The following is a 19,737-nucleotide window of genomic DNA, read 5'->3' as shown; positions in this document are numbered from 1 at the left end:
CTTCGCCGGGACGACGAAAGAAAGCCGGGACGACGCAAAGAAAAACGGCGCGCGAAGCGCGCCGTTTTCGATTCAAGCGATAGCTTTGCTACCTAACCCGTCGCCGCCCGTGGCGCGCGGTTGCGGGAGTTGCGCTGGAAGAACAGCGCCTGGCTCGCCACCGCCGAAACCATCGCGGGCTGGAACGGTTTTGAGATCAGGAACGCCGGCTCGGGGCGCTCGCCGGTGAGGAAGCGCTCGGGATAGGCGGTGATGAACACCACGGGGACCTCGAACACCTTCAACAGCTCGTTGACCGCATCGAGGCCGGAAGAGCCGTCGGCGAGCTGGATGTCGGCGAGGATCAGGCCCGGCTTCTTGTTCTTGGCCAGCGCGACCGCATCGGCATGGGTGCGCGCGACGCCGATGACGTTGTGGCCGAGATTCTTCACCAGGCTCTCGAGGTCCATCGCGATGAAGGTCTCGTCCTCGATGATGAGCACGTCGGTGGCGATTTCCGCCGCCATCTCGCGGCCGGCGGCGTCGGCAAGCTTACGGGTCTCGGCGATATCGGTGCCGAGAATGTAACCCACTTCCTCTTCGGAAAAGCCCTCCAGCGACAGCAGCAGGAACGCCTGGCGCGGCAACGGCGTGATGTTCGAGAGCCGGCGCTCCGACGGCAGAGCCAGCGTCGCAACATCAGGGTTCTCGTTGACCGAGACTGAATTCCAGATCTGCGTGAACAGCCGGAACAGTCCGGCGCGCGGACCGTGCTTTTCGTCGAGCAGCGAGCCATCCTGCAGCAAGGCCTCCAGCATGGCCCCGACATAAGCGTCACCTGACGACTGGTTTCCGGTCAGCGCGCGGGCGTAGCGCCGCAACAGCGGCAAATGTTCAGCAACGAGCTGTGATCGGGACATCCCCACTCCATCCTTGTCTGAGGCCCTGTGCGGGCCACATCTGGGTCGAACCTGAACGCCTGGTCCGGCGTAACCTATCCTGAAACGGGGCGACCCGGTTCCCCTGTCATCCCCGAATACGCCTGAGGGGCAAAAAAGTTCCTTCAAACAGTTCCCTAATTTCGGAACTTTTCTGAACCCATCGCATTAGGTTTGACCAAGAGCGCGGGCGGCCAAGGCCTAATTTCGAGGAAAAGTCTTGAAATACAAGGTACTTAACACTCGGGGAAGCGTGGATGACATCATGAAAGAAGTAAAGAAGCAGGGCGGTCTCAATGCCGAGATCCAGTCTAGAATCGGCCACCAGCTGCGCGCCATGTATGACGACGTGGTGCGCCAAGGGGTACCAGACCGCTTTGCGGAGCTGATCCGGAAGCTCGACGGGCCCGAGGCGGCGACCGCCGCTCAGGGCGGCGGCGAACCTGACAAAAACAATGGAGGTAGCTAATGCCTCTCACAGATTCACTTCGCGACGACATCCTGGCGTCGGTACCGTCCTTGCGCGCGTTCGCCATCTCGCTCAGTGGTAATGGCGACCGTGCGGACGATCTGGTGCAGGAAACGTTGCTGCGCGCGATCGCCAACATCGATTCGTTCCAGCCCGGATCGAACCTGCCGGCATGGCTGTTCACGATCCTGCGCAACCTGTTCCGCTCCGACTATCGCAAGCGGCGGCGTGAGGTCGAGGACGCCGAGGGCAATTACGCCAAAACCCTGAAGACCCAGCCGGCGCAGAACGCGCATCTGGAGTTCGAGGAGTTTCGCGTCGCGCTCGACAAGCTGCCGCAAGACCAGCGCGAAGCGTTGATCCTGGTCGGCGCCTCCGGCTTCTCCTATGAGGACGCCGCGGCCATCTGCGGCTGCGCAGTCGGCACCATCAAGAGCCGCGTCAACCGCGCGCGCTCGAAGCTTTCCGCCCTGCTCTATGTCGACGGCGCCGAGGATTTCGGCCCCGACAACACGGTGCGCGCGGTGATCGGCGGCAACAGCTGACATGCATCGGTTCGCATGACGCAAAAGGCGGCCCGACCGGGCCGCCTTTTTTTGTTGTCGGGAAGTTCCGGGTTTCCAGTCTAATTCAGGCCGCCGAAGGCGTAGATCAGCACGAGAATCGGCAGAGGTATGCCGAGCACCCATAACAGCAGATAGCGTCCCATGGATGGTCTCCGTCCGTCATCTGATTGATACGAATAAATGCGTGGGGGACGGGAGTGGTTCCGGATGACGCGTTGGAACGAGACAACATTCACCGTCATTGCGAGGAGCGCAGCGACGAAGCAATCCACTCTTGCTTTTCCGCGGCGAGATGGATTGCTTCGCTTCGCTCGCAATGACGGGGAGAATTCTTGCGTACACGAACGCAAAAGGGAGCGCTTACTTCACCGGCCGCACCGGGGCGGAGAGCTGTTCGGTGCGGTCGCGTTCGGTCATGTCGACGACGGTGACCATGGGCGCGGTCAGCTCATAGACGTAGCTGACATCGGTGAAGAAGCGCTTGGCGGTGCCGCCGAGCGCTTCCGGCGCCACGCGGTCGAGCAGGATCAGGCCGAAATCACTGTCCTCGCGCCGGGTCGCCGCTGACGTGTTGAACTCCTCCCAGCGGAAATGGAAAACCGTATCCGGCTCCTCGCCCGATATTTCCCAGTTCGCGACGATATGCGGATGCTTGCCGACCAGCGACAGGCCCTCGTCGGAATGCGACGCCAGTTCGAAGAACAACAGCGACAGCGATTGCGCGGCGCGCGCGCTCACCGCGATGTCCGGGCCGTTGACCGCGATGCGATCGGCATGCGGTATCGCGCGCGCCTCGAACAGCCCCTTCAGCTTGACGCCCTGCCACTGGCTCTCGCTCAGCAGCGTGACCACGTTCGACATCGCATGGATGCGCCCGATCAAAAGTTCGCGCGAGACGTCGATGTCGGAGCCGTGGCGCAGCGTTCGCGTCACGATCGACTGGATCACCGCGAGGATGTTCTTGACCCGGTGGTTGAGCTCGTCGATCACGGCCGTCAGCCGCCGCTCGAAGCCGATCCGCACCTGGATCTCGCGGCTGAGCCGCAAATTGTTGTAGGCGACATAACCGAACAGGCCGCACACGATGCCGGTCAGCGCCAGCCCGATCGCCGCCACGATCACCGCCGTCTGCTGCGCCCGCACGGCCACGTTGGTCTTGGCGTAATAGCCGAGCGACCAGTCGCGGCCGCCGAAGGTCACGGTGCGAACCATCGACGGCGCCGGGCCCTCCGGCCTGACCGGCTGCAATGTGACCGCACCCTGGTCGTTGGCGACGAATTCGTCATTGGCGTCACTCGGGTCCTTCAGCACCACCGCAAACAGCGACCGGTCGTCATTGGTCAGCATCAGCGTCGCGAGTTCGTAGGAGAACGTGACGAAGCCTGCGGCCTCGCTGGAGCCTTCCTGATAGACCGGCGCGGCGAGCACGATTCCGACCGGACCATCCTTGCGCAACAGCGGGATCGGGTCCGACGCCACCGGCTTGCCGCCCTCCATCACCTGCGTCAGCACCGGCCCGATAATCGAGTGGCGGTCGTAAGCGCGGCCCGGAAAGCTCAGCGTATCCGCGCTGCGCGGCTCGAGATCCATCAGCACGTTGATCGGCTTGTCGATCGCCTTCATATCCAGCGGCCGGTCGTCGAAATCGCGAATCGTCGGATCGGTGAACCCTGAGCTCTTCAGCACCGCACGTGCCGCTTCCAACTCATCCGGCTTGAGCCGCGCGATCCAGTTGGCGACCACGAAATCGGTCTTGAAGGCGTAGATCGACGCGCGCAGCGGCTGCAGCATGTTGGCCTTGAGCACCGACGGCGCGCGAAACAGGCCGGAGGCGACGCGCGCCAGCAGCTCGCGTTCGGTCAGCCGGTCCTGCACCAGGCTGGCGTGGACGTCGATGGCGCGCGCCAGCGCGATGCCGTCAAGGGTCACTTCCTGTTCATGGACGCGATAGGCCGCAAGACCGGAGAGCAGACCTCCAATCAGCGCGATGAAGCCGATAATGAAACCCAGCCGGACCACTCGCTTACTCGGGAATGAAGTGTTGGCGTAAACGTGAAGGAAGCATTCGAGGTCTGCCGGGGCGGCAACAAATAGAAACCGGACGACGGCCGATCGCGGGCGAATATGAATGAGCGATCATCAGCACGCAACTAACTGGTTGGCAGCGGGCAACACGTGGCCGCCGTTAACGCTGATTTCGCGGGGCCAGAAGATGCTAATGAAGTCGGACCAATTTGGTTCCAGGCATCCCAGCAATATCCAAGAAGCGACATCCCGCCACCGTCGCGCCCCGTGATGGCGGATTTAAGAAGGCGCGCCGACGCAGGGCCGTGGGCCGCGGCCGTTAACCAAATCCGGCGGCGTTAACCCGCCTCTAACCTGCCGCTACCCTGCCTCTAACCTGCCTTGGCCTTCGGCGCCGGGCGCAGGCCGCCCTTGGTCTCGATGAAGCCGATGATGCGCTCGAGCCCCTCGCTCTTCTTCAGATTGGTCATCACGAAGGGGCGCTCACCCCGCATCCTTTTTGCATCGGTATCCATCTTTTCCAGGGACGCGCCGACATGCGGCGCGAGGTCGATCTTGTTGATGACCAGCAGGTCCGAGCGGGTGATGCCCGGCCCGCCCTTGGACGGGATCTTGTCGCCGGCGGCGACGTCGATGACGTAAATCGTGAGATCGGCGAGTTCGGGCGAGAACGTGGCGGCCAGATTGTCGCCGCCCGACTCGATCAGCACCAGATCGAGATTGGGGAATTTCGCGCGCATGTCGGCCACGGCCGCGAGATTCATCGAGGCGTCCTCGCGGATCGCGGTGTGCGGGCAACCGCCGGTCTCGACGCCGGCGATGCGGTCCGCCGTCAGCGAGCCCGAGCGCACCAGGAACTCGGCGTCCCATTTGGTGTAGATGTCGTTGGTGATCGCGGCGATGTCGTAACGCTCGCGCATCGATTTGCAGAGCAGGTCCATCAGCGCGGTCTTGCCGGAGCCGACGGGACCGCCGACGCCGACACGCAGCGGGCCGTGAGATTTGGACATTTAAAAAATTCCCTCAATTGTCGTCCCGGCCAAGCGAAGCGCGAGCCGGGACCCATAACCACCGAATTCAGTTTTTGTATCAAGCTGGAGCTCCAGCCCGGCATAACCGCGAACATTTGTGGTTATGGGTCCCCGCCTGCCGCCTTCGCTAAAGCTTCGGCGAGCCTCATACCACAACCCCGGCGAAGCCTTGGCGGAGACGGGTCGCGGGGACGACGGATGCGAAGAGCGGTCGTACATCATGACCGGAACAGCCTCGTATACTGCGTCTCATGCCGGAGGCTGGCGAGATCGGCGCGAAACGTCGCGCTGCCGAGATCGTCGAGCGAGGCCTGCAGCGCGCGCGACGCGGTCGCGACCACCACCGGCTCCAGCGCGGCCAGGATGCGCTGGCTGTCGGTCTGCCCCAATGGTACCAGCCGCGCGCCTGCGGAAATCCAGTTCGAGACCACCGCATGCAGGAACGCATGCATCGCCGGCGCCAGGGGAATCTTGTGCGCGGCGCTGACGAGACCGACCGCGACGGGATAGATGGTGACGCCGCCGCAGGCTGAAACCAGCCCGTCGAGGCCGTCGCAGGTCCAGGCCGAGCGCGCGATGTCGATGAAGGCGCGGCCCTGGGTCGAGGTTTCGAGCTGGCGCTCGCGCGATGGCACGAAGGCCGCGGCAAGCTCCGCGATCTCGCGCAGCGCGGCTTTGTCGTTTGCAGTCGCCGCCCGGTGCGCCTGCGCCAGAAACACGCCGTCGCAAAAGCCCGAGCCGTCGGCCAGCATCGCCGTCAGCCACTCGCGCAACGAGGCGGCATCGGTGATGTCGCCGGCCTCCACCGCCCATTCGATGCCGCTGGAATAGGAGAACGCGCCGACGGGAAAGGCCGGCGACAGCCACGTCATCAGCCGGTACAGCGCCGCTCCCTCGTCTGCCGTCATCCCGTCAGCCGGGACGGGCTCACTTGTGGTCATGAGCATGGGAATGATCGTGGTGGTGGTGATCGTGGTCGCAATGCTCATCATGATGATGGTGGTGGTCGTGATCGTGTGAGTGACCGTGCGAGGAATGGTCGTGGCCGGCATGCCCATGCGCGGCTTCCGGCGCAAGCGCGTGGCCCGCATAGGCGCCGCCTTCGGGATCGAACGGCGCCTCGATCTCGATGATGCGCGCGCCCAAGCCCTTCACCATCGCCTCGATCACATGATCCCGGCGAATGCGAAGGCCCTTCGGCATGATCTGGGTCGGCAGATGGCGGTTGCCGAGATGCCAGGCGACGCGAACCAGATGCAGCGGATCGGCGCCGCGGATCTCGATCAGCGGCTCGGGGGCGGCGACCACCTCGATCAGGCGACCGTCTTCCAGCACCAGCGCGTCACCGCCGCGAAGCGCGATCGCGTGTTCCAGGTCGAGCAGGAATTCGAGCCCGCGGGTGCCCGTCATCGCCATCCGCCGCCGGTGCCGATCGTCGAAATCGAGCACCACGGTATCGGCGGCGGCTTCCGTCCAGCGATGCTGGCCCTGAACGCGTGTTGCCCTAATCATTGGAGTCAGAACTTCTCCACCTTGCCGTCGCTGATGATCTCGATCACCGTCGGCGCCGTCTTCATCTGCGACGAATATTCCCGCCACACCTTCATATGCGGCGCACGGCCATGCGCGTTGAGGTCGTCGCGGGTCTCCCAGCGCTCCACCACCACATAAAGATTGGGATCGTTGACGCTGACATTGCCGTCATAGGAAATGCAGCCCTTCTCCTTTAGCGTCTCGGCGGTGCAGGCCTTGTGCCCCTTGATGAAGTCGTCCTTGTTTTCCGGCTTCATCGGCGTGGTGGCGATGACGTAGATCATGGATTTCTCTCCCTCGTTTTTCTTGATTAGCGGGTTTCGACTTTTTCGGGGGTGATGTACTCGATCTTCGGCGGCGCGCTCATGCATTTGACCGCGACGCGGCCGAAGGTTTTCATGTGCTCGGCGGTCCGGTGCGGCCCCAGCGCCTCCATGTTCTCCCACTGCTCCACGAACACCATCTTGGAATGGTCGGTGACGCTTTCATGCAGATCATAGGCGATGTTGCCCGGCTCCTTGCGGGTTTCCATGATGCAGGCGGTGGCCGCCGCAATGAAATCGGCGCGTGTTTCAGGCTTGATGGTCAGCGTGGCAACGACGTAAATCACGTGAATTCTCCCGGACTTTTTGTTCTGGCTTTGATCGCCCGGGCGAAAGCCTAGTACATGAAATAGCGCTGCGCCATGGGCAGTACCTCGGCCGGCGCGCAGGTCAGAAGCTCGCCGTCTGCGCGTACCTCATAGGTCTCGGAATCGACCTCGATCTTGGGGGTGGCGCCGTTGTGGATCATGCTCTTCTTGGAGATACCATCCCGGGTATTCTTGACCGGATAGAGTTTTTTGGCGATGCCGAGCTTGCGCGCAAGCCCGCCTGTAATTGCTGCCTTGGACGTGAACACGACGGATGAGGCGGTCAGCGCCTTGCCGTAGGCCGCGAACATCGGCCGGTAATGCACGGGCTGCGGCGTTGGAATCGACGCATTGGGATCGCCCATCGGAGCTGCCACGATCGAGCCGCCCTTGATGATGCAATCCGGCTTGACGCCGAAGAACGCCGGCGACCACAGCACCAGATCCGCCATCTTGCCCTTCTCCACCGAGCCGATCAGCTTCGACACGCCATGGGCGATCGCGGGATTGATGGTGTATTTGGCGATGTAGCGCTTGACGCGGAAATTGTCGTTGTTGCCCTTGTCCTCGGGCAGCGAGCCGCGCTGCTTCTTCATCTTGTCGGCGGTCTGCCAGGTGCGGATGATGACTTCACCGAGCCGGCCCATGGCCTGCGAGTCCGACGACATCATCGAGAGCGCGCCGAGATCGTGCAGAATGTCTTCCGCCGCGATGGTTTCTTTCCGGATCCGGCTTTCGGCAAACGCGAGATCTTCCGCGATCGACGGGTCGAGATGGTGGCACACCATCAGCATGTCGAGATGCTCGTCGATGGTGTTGCGCGTGAACGGCCGCGTCGGATTGGTCGAGGATGGCAGCACGTTCTTCAGGCCGGCAATTTTTATGATATCCGGCGCGTGGCCGCCGCCGGCGCCTTCGGTGTGGAAGGCGTGGATGGTGCGGCCCTTGAAGGCCTTCACCGTGTCTTCGACAAAGCCGGACTCGTTCAGCGTGTCGGAATGCAGCATCACCTGGACGTCGTAATCGTCGGCCACCGACAGGCAGTTGTCGATCGCGGCCGGCGTGGTGCCCCAATCCTCGTGCAGCTTGAGCGCACAGGCGCCGCCCTTGATCATCTCCACCAGCGCCGCCGGGCGCGCCGCGTTGCCCTTGCCCGATATGCCGAGATTGACCGGGAACGCGTCGAACGACTGGATCATCCGCCCCATGTGCCACGGGCCGGGCGTGCAGGTGGTGGCAAAGGTGCCGTGCGACGGGCCGGTGCCGCCACCCAGCATCGAGGTGACGCCACTCATCAGCGCATGTTCGATCTGCTGTGGGCAGATGAAATGGATGTGGCTGTCAAAACCGCCTGCGGTGAGGATCTTGCCTTCGCCCGCGATGATGTCGGTGCCGGGGCCGATCACGATGGTGACCCCCGGCTGGATGTCGGGATTGCCGGCCTTGCCGATCGCGGCGATCATACCCTCCTTGATCGCGACGTCGGCTTTGACGATGCCCCAGTGATCGACGATCAGCGCGTTGGTGATGACAGTATCCGCCGCGCCCTGCCGGTTGGTGACCTGCGACTGGCCCATGCCGTCGCGGATCACCTTGCCGCCGCCGAACTTCACCTCCTCGCCGTAGACGGTGAAATCCTTTTCCACCTCGATGATGAGATCGGTATCGGCCAGCCGCACCCGGTCGCCGGTGGTGGGCCCGAACATGTCGGCATAGACGGAACGTCGCATCTTGATCGACATGAAGAACTCCTGGTCAGTGGGAAGCCGGCAGCAAGCCGTGTGCTTCGAACAATTTTTGCAGCTTCAGTTGGGCAAGTTTGTATCCGATATCATGACGGCGCCTGATGCCTGCGGCAGAAAAATCGCGGAAGGATCCGGACTCTTCGGACGAAAGCGGCAAGCCGGCTTCCGCCATGAGTGCGGGGTCCGTCAGATCGATGTCGGTGATCTCGTCGAGCACCTTGAAGCGTCCCGCATCAAGAACCCGGTCCTTGAGCTTGTGATCGAGCTGTCCTTCGGGGACCGCGGCCGCCAGATCGTCGATAATCCGCAGCAGCATGTTTATGGTGCGCGCGTTCACGCCATCCTGCCGAAGCCGATTGCCGTAGCGCAGCTCGGCCAGCCGATCATTGACCTCGATCATGTTTGTCGGCGCCGCGCGGTTCTTCCGAAACAGATTCATCACGATCAGGATACGATCGACGTCGGCCGATCCGGAAAAAGCATGGATGGCGTCGCCGAGCGGCGTGTTATCGACAACACCGCCGTCCCAGAAACTCGCATCGTTGACCGCGGTTGCTGGAAATCCCGGCGGCAGACTGCCGCTCGCCAGTACATGGCTCGGACCGATCTCGGTCTTTGCTTCCGTCTTGTGTGGATGATTGCGGAAGCGGATCAGTTCGCCGGAGGATAAATTGACCGCCGTGACTACAAAGGCGGTCGGACTGCTGTTCAGCGAATCGAAATCCACGTGCTTCTTCAGCGTTCCGAGCATCGGATTGGTGTCGTAGAAGTTGGTCCAGTTGAAGAAATTCCAGATATCCCGGCGAGGTGAATAAAAGCCGGGTACACCAAACAATGCCAGATTGCGGCCTGCGGCAGCCCACCAATGTTTTGGTGTCTCCAGCGCCAGCTCGGACCAAAGCGAACGCAGGCGCTTGCGCGCGTCGGCTCGGTCTTTGGCGCCGACCACGCAAGCCGCATTGATCGCACCAATCGATACTCCGGTTACCGCTACCAACCGCAAGGTCCTGCCTCGAGCTTCGATGGCATCCATCAATTCGAGTAGCGCTATCATCGCGCCGAACTCGTAAGCTCCGAGCGCGCCGCCGCCCTGGAGTACGACTCCAATTTCGACCGTGTCCTTTGCAACCTGTCCCATGGCAGCCTTGCTTAGAGCTTTCCCTGCACTTCGCCACGAAAGCCATAAACAACACGCTTGCCGGCGAGCGCGACGAGTTGCACGTCGCGGGTCTGGCCGGGCTCGAAACGGACCGCGGTACCGGCGGCGATGTCGAGGCGCATGCCACGGGCTTTCTTGCGGTCGAACTTCAGCGCCGGATTGGTCTCGAAGAAATGGTAGTGCGAGCCGACCTGGATCGGCCGGTCGCCGGTATTGGCGACCGTCAACGTCACGGTCTTGCGGCCGGCATTGAGTTCGATCTCGCCGTCCTGGATGAAGCGTTCACCGGGGATCATTTCTCTCTCCTGTCATTCCGGGGCACGCGAAGCGTGAACCCGGAATCTCGATCGATAATCTCTGGATTCCGGGTTCGGCCTTGCGGCCGCCCCGGAATGACGTGCGTTTAGCGTATCGGCTCGTGCACGGTGACGAGCTTTGTCCCGTCCGGAAACGTCGCCTCGACCTGGATGTCGTGGATCATCTCGGGAATCCCGTCCATGCACTGCGCCCGCGTAATCACCTGCGCCCCGGCCTGCATCAGGTCGGCCACCGTGCGGCCGTCGCGCGCGCCCTCGACGATGAAATCGGAAATGATCGCGATCGCCTCGGGGTGGTTGAGCTTGACGCCGCGCTCCAGCCTGCGGCGCGCCACCATCGCGGCCATCGAGATCAGGAGCTTGTCTTTTTCGCGGGGGGAGAGATTCATGCGGGCACTCGAGTAATTGGATCGATCTAATTGAGCCAGAGACGTTAGTTGAGCCAGAGTCTTGGCAGCGGCACGCCTGAGGCGCGGCCGAGCACGGTCATCATGTCGGCGCGGAGCCGCGCTGCATCTTGGGCACAGAAGCGCGCCATTGCAAATCCATTCCATGCGGAGATTCCGACCTCGCCGCCGAACGCGTCTGATGCTTCGCGGATCCGCTCCACCACGGCTTCGTCGCCGGGCACGATCAGCGCGGTGCCGATGGCGACGCCGCCTTTGGCGATGGCAGGTTGCGCGAGCTTTGCGCCGATATCGCCGTCGAGCCGGATGGTTTCGGCAAACACCAGCCGGCCACCACGGCGCAGCCGCCAGCGATCGATGAATTCGCCGTGCAGCATCCGCTCGCCCATCGCCGCGCGGCCGAACACCACGATCTCGCACAGCAAAAGTGAGGCGTCATCAGCTAGGTCGATATCGATGCGCCGCAAGATCCGCGCGCGGTCGAACAGGATGGTCTCCTGCGGCAGCCAGGAAAGGTGCGCGCCCGCCTCGGCCTTGAGCGCAATGTTGAGCTGGGCCGCAGGCCCCGGCGCGCGATAGACCTTCTCGGCCGCCGCCGTCGTCAACGTCAGCCGCGCGCCCTCACCGGCCACAATGTCGATGTCGAAACGGTCGCCGCCGGCGATGCCGCCCGCCGTGTTGACGAACACGCCGGACAGGCCGTCGTCCTCGGGTGAGGGAAACCTTACGCGGAGCGAGCCGGATTCATGCAAGACGCCGCGGCGGGTGACACCATCCTGCAGCCGCACGTCGAACTTCACCGCGCCCCGGGCCCGGTTGTCAGCGAAAGTCGATGAAGCTGCGCCCGTCGTTTCGGTCCGCATCCGTTCCCCAAAACCGGCCGCCGCGCCTCAATCCGCTTTAAAGTTACAGCGCCATCTGGCGGCTGATCTCGGCGGGATCCATCGCACTCCGGTCGCACGCATACTTCACCGCGCCCCGGTCCATGACGGCGAAATTGTCGCCGAGCTCGCAGGCAAAGTCGAGATATTGTTCGACCAGCACGATCGCCATGGTGCCAAGGCTGCGCAGATAGGAGATGGCGCGGCCGATATCCTTGATGATCGAGGGCTGGATCCCCTCGGTCGGCTCGTCGAGCAGCAGCAGTTTCGGCCGCATCACCAGCGCCCGGCCGATCGCGAGCTGCTGCTGCTGGCCGCCGGAGAGGTCGCCGCCGCGCCGGCCGAGCATCGAATTCAGCACCGGAAACAGCGAGAACACGTCGTCGGGAATATTGCGGTCGTCACGCTTCAGCGGGCCAAAGCCGGTCTTGAGATTTTCCTCCACCGTCAGCAGCGGAAAAATCTCGCGGCCCTGCGGCACGAAGCCGATGCCTTTTCGGGCCCGTTCATACGGCTTGAGGCCGGTGATATCGTCGCCATTCAGCGTGATCGAACCCGAGGCAATCGGGTATTGGCCGACCATGGCGCGCAGCAGCGAGGTCTTGCCGACGCCGTTGCGGCCGAGCACACAGGTTACCTTGCCGGGCTCGGCCTTGATCGAGACGCCGCGCAGCGCCTGCGCCGCGCCGTAATAGAGGCTGATATTATCGACGTTCAGCATTGGATCACCGCCCCAGATACACTTCGACCACGCGGTCATTGGTTGAAACCTGGTCGATCGATCCTTCGGCCAGCACGGTGCCTTCGTGGAGGCAAGTCACCTTGACGCCAAGCTCGCGCACGAAGGTCATGTCGTGCTCGACCACCATGATGGTCTTGTCCTTGTTGATTTCCTTGAGCAGCTCGGCGGTCTGATGGGTCTCGACGTCGGTCATGCCGGCAACGGGTTCGTCGACCAGCAGCAGTTTCGGATCCTGCGCCAGCAGCATGCCGATCTCGAGCCATTGTTTCTGGCCGTGCGACAGGCTTCCGGCGAGCTTGGTCCGCGAATCCTTCAAGCGGATGGTTTCCAGTACGCGCTCGATGCGCTCGGCGTCGGGCTTGCTGCCGCGCCAGAACAGCGTGCCCTTGACGCTGTGATCGACATTGAGCGCCAGCAGCAGATTGTCCTCGATGGTCTGGCTCTCGAACACCGTCGGCTTCTGGAATTTGCGGCCGATGCCGAGTTCGGCAATGCGGGTTTCATCGAGGCGCGTCAGGTCGGTGACACCGTCGAACAGCACCACCCCCTCGTCCGGCTTGGTCTTGCCGGTGATGATGTCCATCATCGTGGTCTTGCCGGCGCCGTTGGGGCCGATGATGGCGCGCATCTCGCCCGGCTCCAGAGTCAGCGACAGATTGTTGATGGCGTGGAAGCCGTCGAACGAGACGTGCACGCCGTCGAGATAGAGCAGCGCGGACGTCGTCCTTGTACCGATGACGTTCATGCGCTCACTCCGCCGGGTTCGGTTCGTTGACGCCGTCTTCGCGCGCCGCACTTTCGGCCATCAGCCGTTTCGCGCTCCACGGCTCATACCAGGCGTTGAAGGTGCCGATGATGCCCTTCGGCAGCAGCAGCGTCACCAGGATGAACAGCGCGCCCAGCATGAACAGCCAATACGGCGCCAGGGGACCCGAGGTGAACACGGTCTTGGCGTAATTGACCACGATGGCGCCGAGCGCAGCCCCGATCAGCGTGCCGCGGCCGCCGACCGCCACCCAGATCACCGCCTCGATCGAATTGCCCGGCGCGAACTCGCCGGGATTGATGATGCCGACCTGCGGCACATAGAGCGCACCGGCGACGCCGGCCATGCAGGCCGACAGCGTGAACACGAACAGCTTGTAGGATTCGACGCGGTAGCCCAGAAATCGCGTGCGCGACTCGGCGTCGCGGATCGCGATCAGCACCTTGCCGAGTTTCGACGTCACCACCGCGCGGCAGATCAGGAAGGCAATGATCAGCGCCAGGCAGCTCAGAATGAACAAGGCGGCGCGGGTGCCGTCGGCCTGGACGTTGAAGCCCAGAATGTCCTTGAAGTCGGTCAGGCCGTTATTGCCCCCAAAACCGAAATCGTTGCGGAAGAACGCCAGCAGCAGCGCGTAGGTCATCGCCTGCGTGATGATCGACAGATAAACGCCGGTGACGCGGGAGCGGAACGCCAGCCAGCCGAAGCAGAAGGCGAGCAGGCCCGGCACGACCAAGACCATCAGCGCCGCGAACCAGAACATGTCGAAGCCGTACCAGTACCAGGGCAGCGACGGATAGTTCAGGAACACCATGAAGTCGGGCAGGACCGGATTGCCGTAAACGCCGCGGCTGCCGATCTGTCGCATCAGGTACATGCCCATCGCGTAACCGCCGAGCGCGAAGAACGCGCCATGGCCGAGCGAGAGAATGCCGCAATAGCCCCAGATCAGATCGATCGAGAGCGCCAGAATGGCATAGCAGACATATTTGCCGAACAGCGCCACCAGATAGGTCGGCACCTGGAACATCGAACCTGATGGCAGCAGCAGGTTCGACAGCGGGATCAGCACGCCGAGACCGGCGACGATCAACAGGAAGACGGTTGCGCTGCGATCCAGCGAGCGGGTGAGGACATGCGGCGTCATGCTTCGATCGCCCGTCCCTTGAGCGCGAACAGGCCGCGCGGCCGCTTCTGGATGAACAGGATGATCAGCACCAGGATCGCGATCTTGCCGAGCACGGCCCCCGCCACCGGCTCCAGGAACTTGTTGGCGATGCCGAGCGTGAAGGCGCCGACCAGCGTGCCCCAGAGATTACCGACGCCGCCGAACACCACCACCATGAAGCTGTCGATGATGTAGCTCTGGCCGAGGTTGGGGCTGACATTGTCGATCTGCGACAGCGCCACGCCGGCGATCCCGGCGATGCCGGAGCCGAGGCCGAAGGTAAGCGCGTCGACGCGCGAGGTGGCGATGCCCATCGACGCCGCCATCCGGCGGTTCTGCGTCACCGCGCGCATCTCGAGCCCGAGCGCGGTGTAGCGCAGCATCGCGAGCAGGATCGCGAACACCGCCAGCGTGAAGCAGAGGATCCAGAGCCGGTTATAGGTGATGGTGATCTGGCCGAGTTCGAACGCGCCGCTCATCCAGCTGGGATTGCCGACTTCGCGGTTGGTGGGGCCGAACGCGGTTCGCACCGCCTGCTGCAGCACCAGCGAGAGGCCCCAGGTCGCGAGCAGGGTTTCCAGCGGGCGGCCGTAGAGGAAGCGGATGATGCTGCGCTCGATCACCACGCCGAGTGCGCCGGCAACAAGGAAGGCCAGCGGGACCGCCATCAGCAGCGAATAATCGAACAATCCGGGATAGCGGGTGCGGATGACCTCCTGCACCACGAAGGTGGTGTAGGCGCCGATCATCACCATTTCGCCATGGGCCATGTTGATGACGCCCATCACGCCGAAGGTGATCGCAAGCCCGATCGCGGCGAGCAGCAGCACCGAGCCCAGCGACAGGCCGTACCAGGCGTTCTGCACCATCGACCACAGCGCAAGATTGCTCTGGATCGCGGAGATCGCGCCGGCCGCGGCCTGCGCCACCAGCGGCGGCGCGTCGCTGCCAAGGCCCGTCAACAGCGCGAGCGCTTCCTGATCGCCGCGCGCCTTGATGATGGCGATGGACTCCAGCTTCTCGGCGTCTGACGCATCCGACTTGTAGAGCAGGATGGCGGCGCGGGCCTCGGCAAAAGCCGATTTCGCAGCCTTGTTGGTCTCTTTCGCCAGCGCGCCGTCGATGACCGGAAGCGCAGCCTCGTCATGGCTCTTGAACACCGATTGCGCCGCCGCGATCCGCTTGGCGGGATCGGGGGACAACAGGGTCAGGCTGCCAAGGGCGGCCTCCACGGTGCGGCGCAGGCGGTTGTTGAGGCGAACGGCGGACGCGCCGGCAGGCAGGCTGGCCACCGCAGCCCCGGTCGCGGCCTCGATGATCTTGCCGTCGGCCTGCGTGACGAAAACTTTCTTGGATTCCGGATCGGCCGACAGCCGGCCATCCTGGAGGGCACTGATGATCGGAAAGGCCAGCGCGTTGCCTGACGAAGCGATCAGGCCAATCGCCTCGTCGGTGTCGGAGAATTCGTCATTGGCGAATTTGGCGACCGCGTCCTCGAACGGACCCGCCAGCGCCGGCACAGCGAAGGCAGCAATCAGGAATACGGAAAGAACAAGCGCGCGAAGGCGGTCAAAGACATTGGCAGGCACTGTACGACCCCGGCGGAAGTAAAAGGAAGGCGGCGACATCGCCGCCTTCCGGTCTTCTCTTGGAAGTTTCTTATGGACGTCAGACCATGATCCTTCGGATCAGATCGAGATCAGGAGCCCTGACCGCCGCACTTGTTGGTCTTGGTGTTGTAGTTGCCGCATTTCTTGCCAACCCAGTCGCCGATCAGGTCCTTGGAGCCGTCGAGCTCCTTCGACCATGCATCGCCGGCCACCAGGCCCGGGGTCTTCCACACCACGTCGAACTGGCCGTTGGCTTTGATTTCGCCAATGAACACCGGCTTGGTGATGTGATGGTTCGGAAGCATCTTCGAGGTGCCGCCGGTCAGGTTCTTGGCTTCGATACCGGGCAGCGCGTCGATCACCTTGTCGGCGTCGGTCGACTTCACCTTCTCGACCGCCTTGACCCACATTTCGAAACCGATGACGTGTGCTTCCATCGGATCGTTGGTCACGCGCTTCGGATTCTTGGTGTAGGCCTGCCAGGCCTTGATGAACTTCTCGTTGCCCGGATCCTTGATCGACTGGAAGTAGTTCCAGGCGGCCAGATGGCCGAGCAGCGGCTTGGTGTCGATGCCGGCGAGTTCTTCTTCACCGACCGAGAACGCGACAACCGGAATGTCGGTCGCCTTGATGCCCTGGTTGCCGAGTTCCTTGTAGAAGGGAACGTTGGCGTCGCCGTTGATGGTGGAGACAACAGCGGTCTTCTTGCCGGCCGAGCCGAACTTCTTGATGTCGGCCACGATCGTCTGCCAGTCACTGTGACCGAACGGCGTGTAGTTGATCATGATGTCTTCCTGCTTGACGCCCTTCGACTTCAAGTAGGCTTCGAGGATCTTGTTGGTGGTGCGCGGATAGACGTAGTCGGTGCCGGCCAGCACCCAGCGCTTCACCTTCTCGTCCTTCATCAGGTAGTCGACCGCGGGGATCGCCTGCTGGTTCGGCGCCGCACCGGTGTAGAACACGTTGCGCTCGCTCTCTTCACCCTCGTACTGCACGGGGTAGAACAGGATCGAGTTCAGTTCCTTGAACACCGGGAGCACGGATTTGCGCGACACCGAGGTCCAGCAGCCGAATACGACGGAGACCTTGTTCTTGGTGATCAGCTCGCGGGCCTTTTCCGCAAACAGCGGCCAGTTCGACGCCGGATCGACCACGACGGCCTCGAGCTTCTTGCCGAGTATGCCGCCCTTCTTGTTCTGCTCGTCGATCAGAAAGAGGACGGTATCCTTCAGCGTGGTTTCGCTGATGGCCATGGTGCCGGAAAGTGAATGCAGCACGCCGACCTTAATGGTGTCGTCGGCCGCTTTGGCATTGGTGAACGCAGCGAGGCCCAAAACCAGACCAGCGGTCGCCGCCAGCCAGCGGCGGCGGCTCAGCGTCGCTATATCGTGGGTAAGTTGTGCAAGCATGAAATGTCATCTCCCTGACGCAGGCGTGAAACGTTGCGAAACGGCCCCAACGGCCGCCTGCGTTACCGGAATCGCAAGAACCATGCCACGGTCTGAGCACAGGGTAAGTCTATAGAACTGCAGTAGAATCTTCCGCTTGCGGAGAAAACGGCAAGAAATCTGCCTATTTTTTGGACCCAGTAAATGTATTCTTTTGCGGCAAACAGTCTATATTTTAAGCAAAATAGGCCATTTGTCTAATTTTACGGCACGAAAATTTGGCGATGCAGGGGCCAACGAGTGTGCGCCTGGCCCGGTGGGACGAGCGAATTTCCGGCTGTTTCTTAACCGCGCCAAGCATATCCGGCGATTTACCTTGAAAGCGCCGCGTTCATGTTCCATATGAGCCCCGTGACCTAGAGAATCATCAGGTCCTTGCGAGCCGCGTGTTCTGATCCCGTTCAACGGTTTCTGGCTTGCCCCTTCAGCCTAGCAAAACCGACGCCCCAAACACGCGGGTGTCTCAGACACCCCCTCGCGCGCTCCTGGCTGTATCGGCCGGGCGCCTGCCTTTTTAATGGAAAGAACCACCTTTTGACCTCCTTTCAGGATTTCGGCCTTGCCGATCCCATTTCGCGTGCGCTCAAGGAAGAAAATTACCTCACCCCCACACCCATCCAGGCCCAGACCGTCCCCCTCGCAATGACCGGCCGTGACGTCGTCGGCATCGCCCAGACCGGCACCGGCAAGACCGCGGCCTTTGCGCTGCCGATCCTGCACCGCATTCTGGAGAACCGCGTCCGGGTGCAGCCCAAGAGCTGCCGCGTGCTGGTGCTCTCGCCGACCCGCGAATTGTCGGGTCAGATCCTCGACAGCTTCAACGCCTATGGCCGCCACATCCGCCTGACCTCGACGCTGGCGATCGGCGGCGTGCCGATGGGCCGTCAGGTCCGCTCCCTCATGCAGGGCGTCGAAGTCCTGGTCGCCACCCCCGGCCGCCTGCTCGATCTCGTGCAGAGCAACGGCCTCAAGCTGGGCCAGGTCGAGTTCCTGGTGCTCGACGAAGCCGACCGCATGCTCGACATGGGCTTCATCAACGACATCCGCAAAATCGTCGGCAAACTGCCGATCAAGCGGCAGACCCTGTTCTTCTCGGCCACCATGCCCAAGGACATCGCCGAGCTCGCCGAAGCGATGCTGCGCGATCCCGCCCGCGTGGCGGTGACGCCGGTGGCCTCCACCGTGGAACGCATCACCCAGCGCATCATCCAGGTCGATTTCGCCGCCAAAGCGGGGATCCTGGCCCAGCTCCTGAAGCAGGAGCCGGTCGACCGCGCGCTGATCTTCACCCGCACCAAGCATGGCGCCGACAAGGTGGTAAAGGGCCTCGCCAAGGTCGGCATTCGGGCCGACGCCATCCACGGCAACAAGTCGCAGAACAACCGCGAGCGGGCGCTGGCAGCGTTCCGCTCCGGCGAGATCCGCACCCTGGTCGCCACCGACATTGCCGCCCGCGGCATCGACGTCGACGGCATCAGCCATGTGTTCAATTTCGACCTGCCCAACGTGCCGGAAACCTATGTCCACCGCATCGGCCGCACCGCGCGCGCCGGCGCCGAAGGCGTTGCGATCTCGCTGATCGCAGGCGCCGAGGAAATGGGTTATCTGCGCGACATCGAGCGGCTGATCCGCGTGGCGCTGCCCCGCGAAGACCGCCGCACGCCCGGCACGCGCGATACCGCGCCTGCGCCGTCCCAGAAGCCGTCCCAGAACCGGGGCGCACGCTCCGCACCGCGTGGCCACGCCGCCAACGGCCATAGCCATGGCGGCCGTTCCCATGAGCAATCGCCGGGCTCAAAAGGCCCTCGCCGTCCCCGCCGCGGAGGTGGTAATAATGCCGCGTCGCAGCCGACCCGGCATGAGTCGCCGCGTCCGGCGCAGGGTGGCAACAGCGAAGGCATTCAAGGCGTCGCCTTCTTGCATCGCGAGAGCCGCCCGAATACCCAACCCAACCGTACCCATCGGCCGCAGCGCTAGCCTCGATCGATCTGGAGACAAATATGGCTAAAGAAGAGCTGATCCAGTTCGAAGGACTGGTGACCGAAATCCTCCCCGACGCGCGCTACCGCGTGCAGCTCGACGCAGGACACGAAATTGTTGCCTACACCGCCGGTAAAATGAAGAAGAACCGGATCAAGACGCTGGCAGGCGATCGGGTCACGATCGAAATGTCGCCCTATGATCTGGAGAAGGGCCGGCTGATTTTCCGTCACAAGGATGAGCGTCCCTCGACCGGTGCCCCGCGTGGTGCACCGCCGCGTGGCGGCCAGTTCCGCCGCCGGTAACGGGCTTCCCACGACCGATTGCCATCGTGCCCGACAG

21 protein-coding genes are annotated in these 19,737 nt (G+C 62.9%); 4 read left to right on the top strand and 17 right to left on the bottom strand.

What is annotated here, in order from left to right:
• Positions 1-92: 92 nt before the first annotated feature.
• Positions 93-899 carry a response regulator gene (locus JQ597_RS23730; RefSeq protein ID WP_192737177.1) on the bottom strand — a complete coding sequence of 269 codons (807 nt, stop codon included), beginning with the start codon at positions 897-899 and terminating at the stop codon, positions 93-95.
• A gap of 283 nt (positions 900-1,182) precedes the next feature.
• Here JQ597_RS23730 and JQ597_RS23725 point away from each other — a divergent pair, with 283 nt between their 5' ends.
• Together JQ597_RS23725 and JQ597_RS23720 are read left to right on the top strand one after the other, a co-directional pair.
• Positions 1,183-1,386 (top strand): NepR family anti-sigma factor, encoded by a 204-nt coding sequence (locus JQ597_RS23725; protein WP_212267284.1) that lies wholly within the window; start codon positions 1,183-1,185, stop codon positions 1,384-1,386.
• Positions 1,386-1,931, top strand: a complete 546-nt coding sequence (locus JQ597_RS23720) for a sigma-70 family RNA polymerase sigma factor (protein ID WP_211999750.1) — start codon at positions 1,386-1,388, stop codon at positions 1,929-1,931. The genes JQ597_RS23725 and JQ597_RS23720 overlap by 1 nt, the downstream gene beginning before the upstream one ends.
• Positions 1,932-2,312: 381 nt before the next feature.
• Here the strand turns inward: JQ597_RS23720 and JQ597_RS23715 are convergent, their stop codons facing one another.
• The 16 genes from JQ597_RS23715 to urtA all read right to left on the bottom strand — a co-directional run bounded on the left by JQ597_RS23715 (position 2,313) and on the right by urtA (position 17,376).
• Positions 2,313-3,971: a CHASE domain-containing protein gene (locus JQ597_RS23715; protein ID WP_212267088.1), complete on the bottom strand. Its 1,659-nt coding sequence runs from the start codon at positions 3,969-3,971 to the stop codon at positions 2,313-2,315.
• 377 nt (positions 3,972-4,348) lie between these two features.
• The gene (gene ureG / locus JQ597_RS23710) at positions 4,349-4,987 is read right to left on the bottom strand and encodes an urease accessory protein UreG (protein WP_212206340.1); all 639 of its coding nucleotides are present in this window, start codon (positions 4,985-4,987) and stop codon (positions 4,349-4,351) included.
• A 239-nt stretch (positions 4,988-5,226) separates the two neighbouring features.
• Entirely contained in the window at positions 5,227-5,955 is a 729-nt protein-coding gene (locus JQ597_RS23705) for an urease accessory protein UreF (RefSeq protein ID WP_212267282.1), read from the bottom strand.
• Entirely contained in the window at positions 5,936-6,520 is a 585-nt protein-coding gene (locus JQ597_RS23700; RefSeq protein ID WP_212267085.1) for an urease accessory protein UreE, read from the bottom strand. Before JQ597_RS23700 ends, JQ597_RS23705 begins: the two co-directional genes overlap by 20 nt.
• 5 nt (positions 6,521-6,525) lie before the next feature.
• The gene (locus JQ597_RS23695) at positions 6,526-6,825 is read right to left on the bottom strand and encodes a putative quinol monooxygenase (protein ID WP_212267081.1); all 300 of its coding nucleotides are present in this window, start codon (positions 6,823-6,825) and stop codon (positions 6,526-6,528) included.
• Positions 6,826-6,851: 26 nt separating this feature from the next.
• The gene (locus tag JQ597_RS23690) at positions 6,852-7,151 is read right to left on the bottom strand and encodes a putative quinol monooxygenase (RefSeq protein ID WP_192737171.1); all 300 of its coding nucleotides are present in this window, start codon (positions 7,149-7,151) and stop codon (positions 6,852-6,854) included.
• Between the two features lie 50 nt (positions 7,152-7,201).
• A complete protein-coding gene (gene ureC / locus JQ597_RS23685) occupies positions 7,202-8,914 on the bottom strand; it encodes an urease subunit alpha (RefSeq protein WP_212267078.1) in 1,713 nt (570 codons plus the stop codon).
• Positions 8,915-8,927: 13 nt separating this feature from the next.
• Positions 8,928-10,055 carry a patatin-like phospholipase family protein gene (locus JQ597_RS23680; protein WP_212267075.1) on the bottom strand — a complete coding sequence of 376 codons (1,128 nt, stop codon included), beginning with the start codon at positions 10,053-10,055 and terminating at the stop codon, positions 8,928-8,930.
• 11 nt (positions 10,056-10,066) lie between these two features.
• The gene (locus tag JQ597_RS23675; RefSeq protein ID WP_212206313.1) at positions 10,067-10,372 is read right to left on the bottom strand and encodes an urease subunit beta; all 306 of its coding nucleotides are present in this window, start codon (positions 10,370-10,372) and stop codon (positions 10,067-10,069) included.
• A 107-nt stretch (positions 10,373-10,479) separates the two neighbouring features.
• Positions 10,480-10,782: an urease subunit gamma gene (locus JQ597_RS23670; RefSeq protein ID WP_192737167.1), complete on the bottom strand. Its 303-nt coding sequence runs from the start codon at positions 10,780-10,782 to the stop codon at positions 10,480-10,482.
• Positions 10,783-10,826: 44 nt separating this feature from the next.
• Entirely contained in the window at positions 10,827-11,663 is an 837-nt protein-coding gene (locus JQ597_RS23665; RefSeq protein ID WP_212267072.1) for an urease accessory protein UreD, read from the bottom strand.
• 43 nt (positions 11,664-11,706) lie between these two features.
• Entirely contained in the window at positions 11,707-12,402 is a 696-nt protein-coding gene (gene urtE / locus JQ597_RS23660) for an urea ABC transporter ATP-binding subunit UrtE (RefSeq protein WP_192737165.1), read from the bottom strand.
• Between the two features lie 4 nt (positions 12,403-12,406).
• The gene (gene urtD, locus JQ597_RS23655) at positions 12,407-13,168 is read right to left on the bottom strand and encodes an urea ABC transporter ATP-binding protein UrtD (protein ID WP_192737164.1); all 762 of its coding nucleotides are present in this window, start codon (positions 13,166-13,168) and stop codon (positions 12,407-12,409) included.
• Between the two features lie 4 nt (positions 13,169-13,172).
• Positions 13,173-14,336 carry an urea ABC transporter permease subunit UrtC gene (gene urtC / locus JQ597_RS23650; protein ID WP_212267069.1) on the bottom strand — a complete coding sequence of 388 codons (1,164 nt, stop codon included), beginning with the start codon at positions 14,334-14,336 and terminating at the stop codon, positions 13,173-13,175.
• Positions 14,333-15,946 (bottom strand): urea ABC transporter permease subunit UrtB, encoded by a 1,614-nt coding sequence (gene urtB, locus JQ597_RS23645; protein WP_212267279.1) that lies wholly within the window; start codon positions 15,944-15,946, stop codon positions 14,333-14,335. The genes urtC and urtB overlap by 4 nt, the downstream gene beginning before the upstream one ends.
• 110 nt (positions 15,947-16,056) lie before the next feature.
• A complete protein-coding gene (gene urtA, locus JQ597_RS23640; protein WP_212267066.1) occupies positions 16,057-17,376 on the bottom strand; it encodes an urea ABC transporter substrate-binding protein in 1,320 nt (439 codons plus the stop codon).
• A gap of 573 nt (positions 17,377-17,949) precedes the next feature.
• On the opposite strand from urtA, the gene JQ597_RS23635 reads away from it, so the two are divergent.
• Entirely contained in the window at positions 17,950-19,392 is a 1,443-nt protein-coding gene (locus JQ597_RS23635; RefSeq protein ID WP_212267063.1) for a DEAD/DEAH box helicase, read from the top strand.
• A gap of 23 nt (positions 19,393-19,415) precedes the next feature.
• Positions 19,416-19,700, top strand: coding sequence for a translation initiation factor IF-1 (gene infA / locus JQ597_RS23630; RefSeq protein WP_025588295.1), 285 nt, complete (start codon positions 19,416-19,418; stop codon positions 19,698-19,700).
• Positions 19,701-19,737 lie beyond the last annotated feature (37 nt).

The sequence above is a fragment of the Bradyrhizobium sp. AUGA SZCCT0177 genome, from assembly GCF_018130125.1.
Taxonomy (GTDB): Bacteria; Pseudomonadota; Alphaproteobacteria; order Rhizobiales; family Xanthobacteraceae; genus Bradyrhizobium.
The sequence above is the reverse complement of the archived record's forward strand: the minus strand, read 5'-3'. Positions and strand labels throughout refer to the sequence as shown.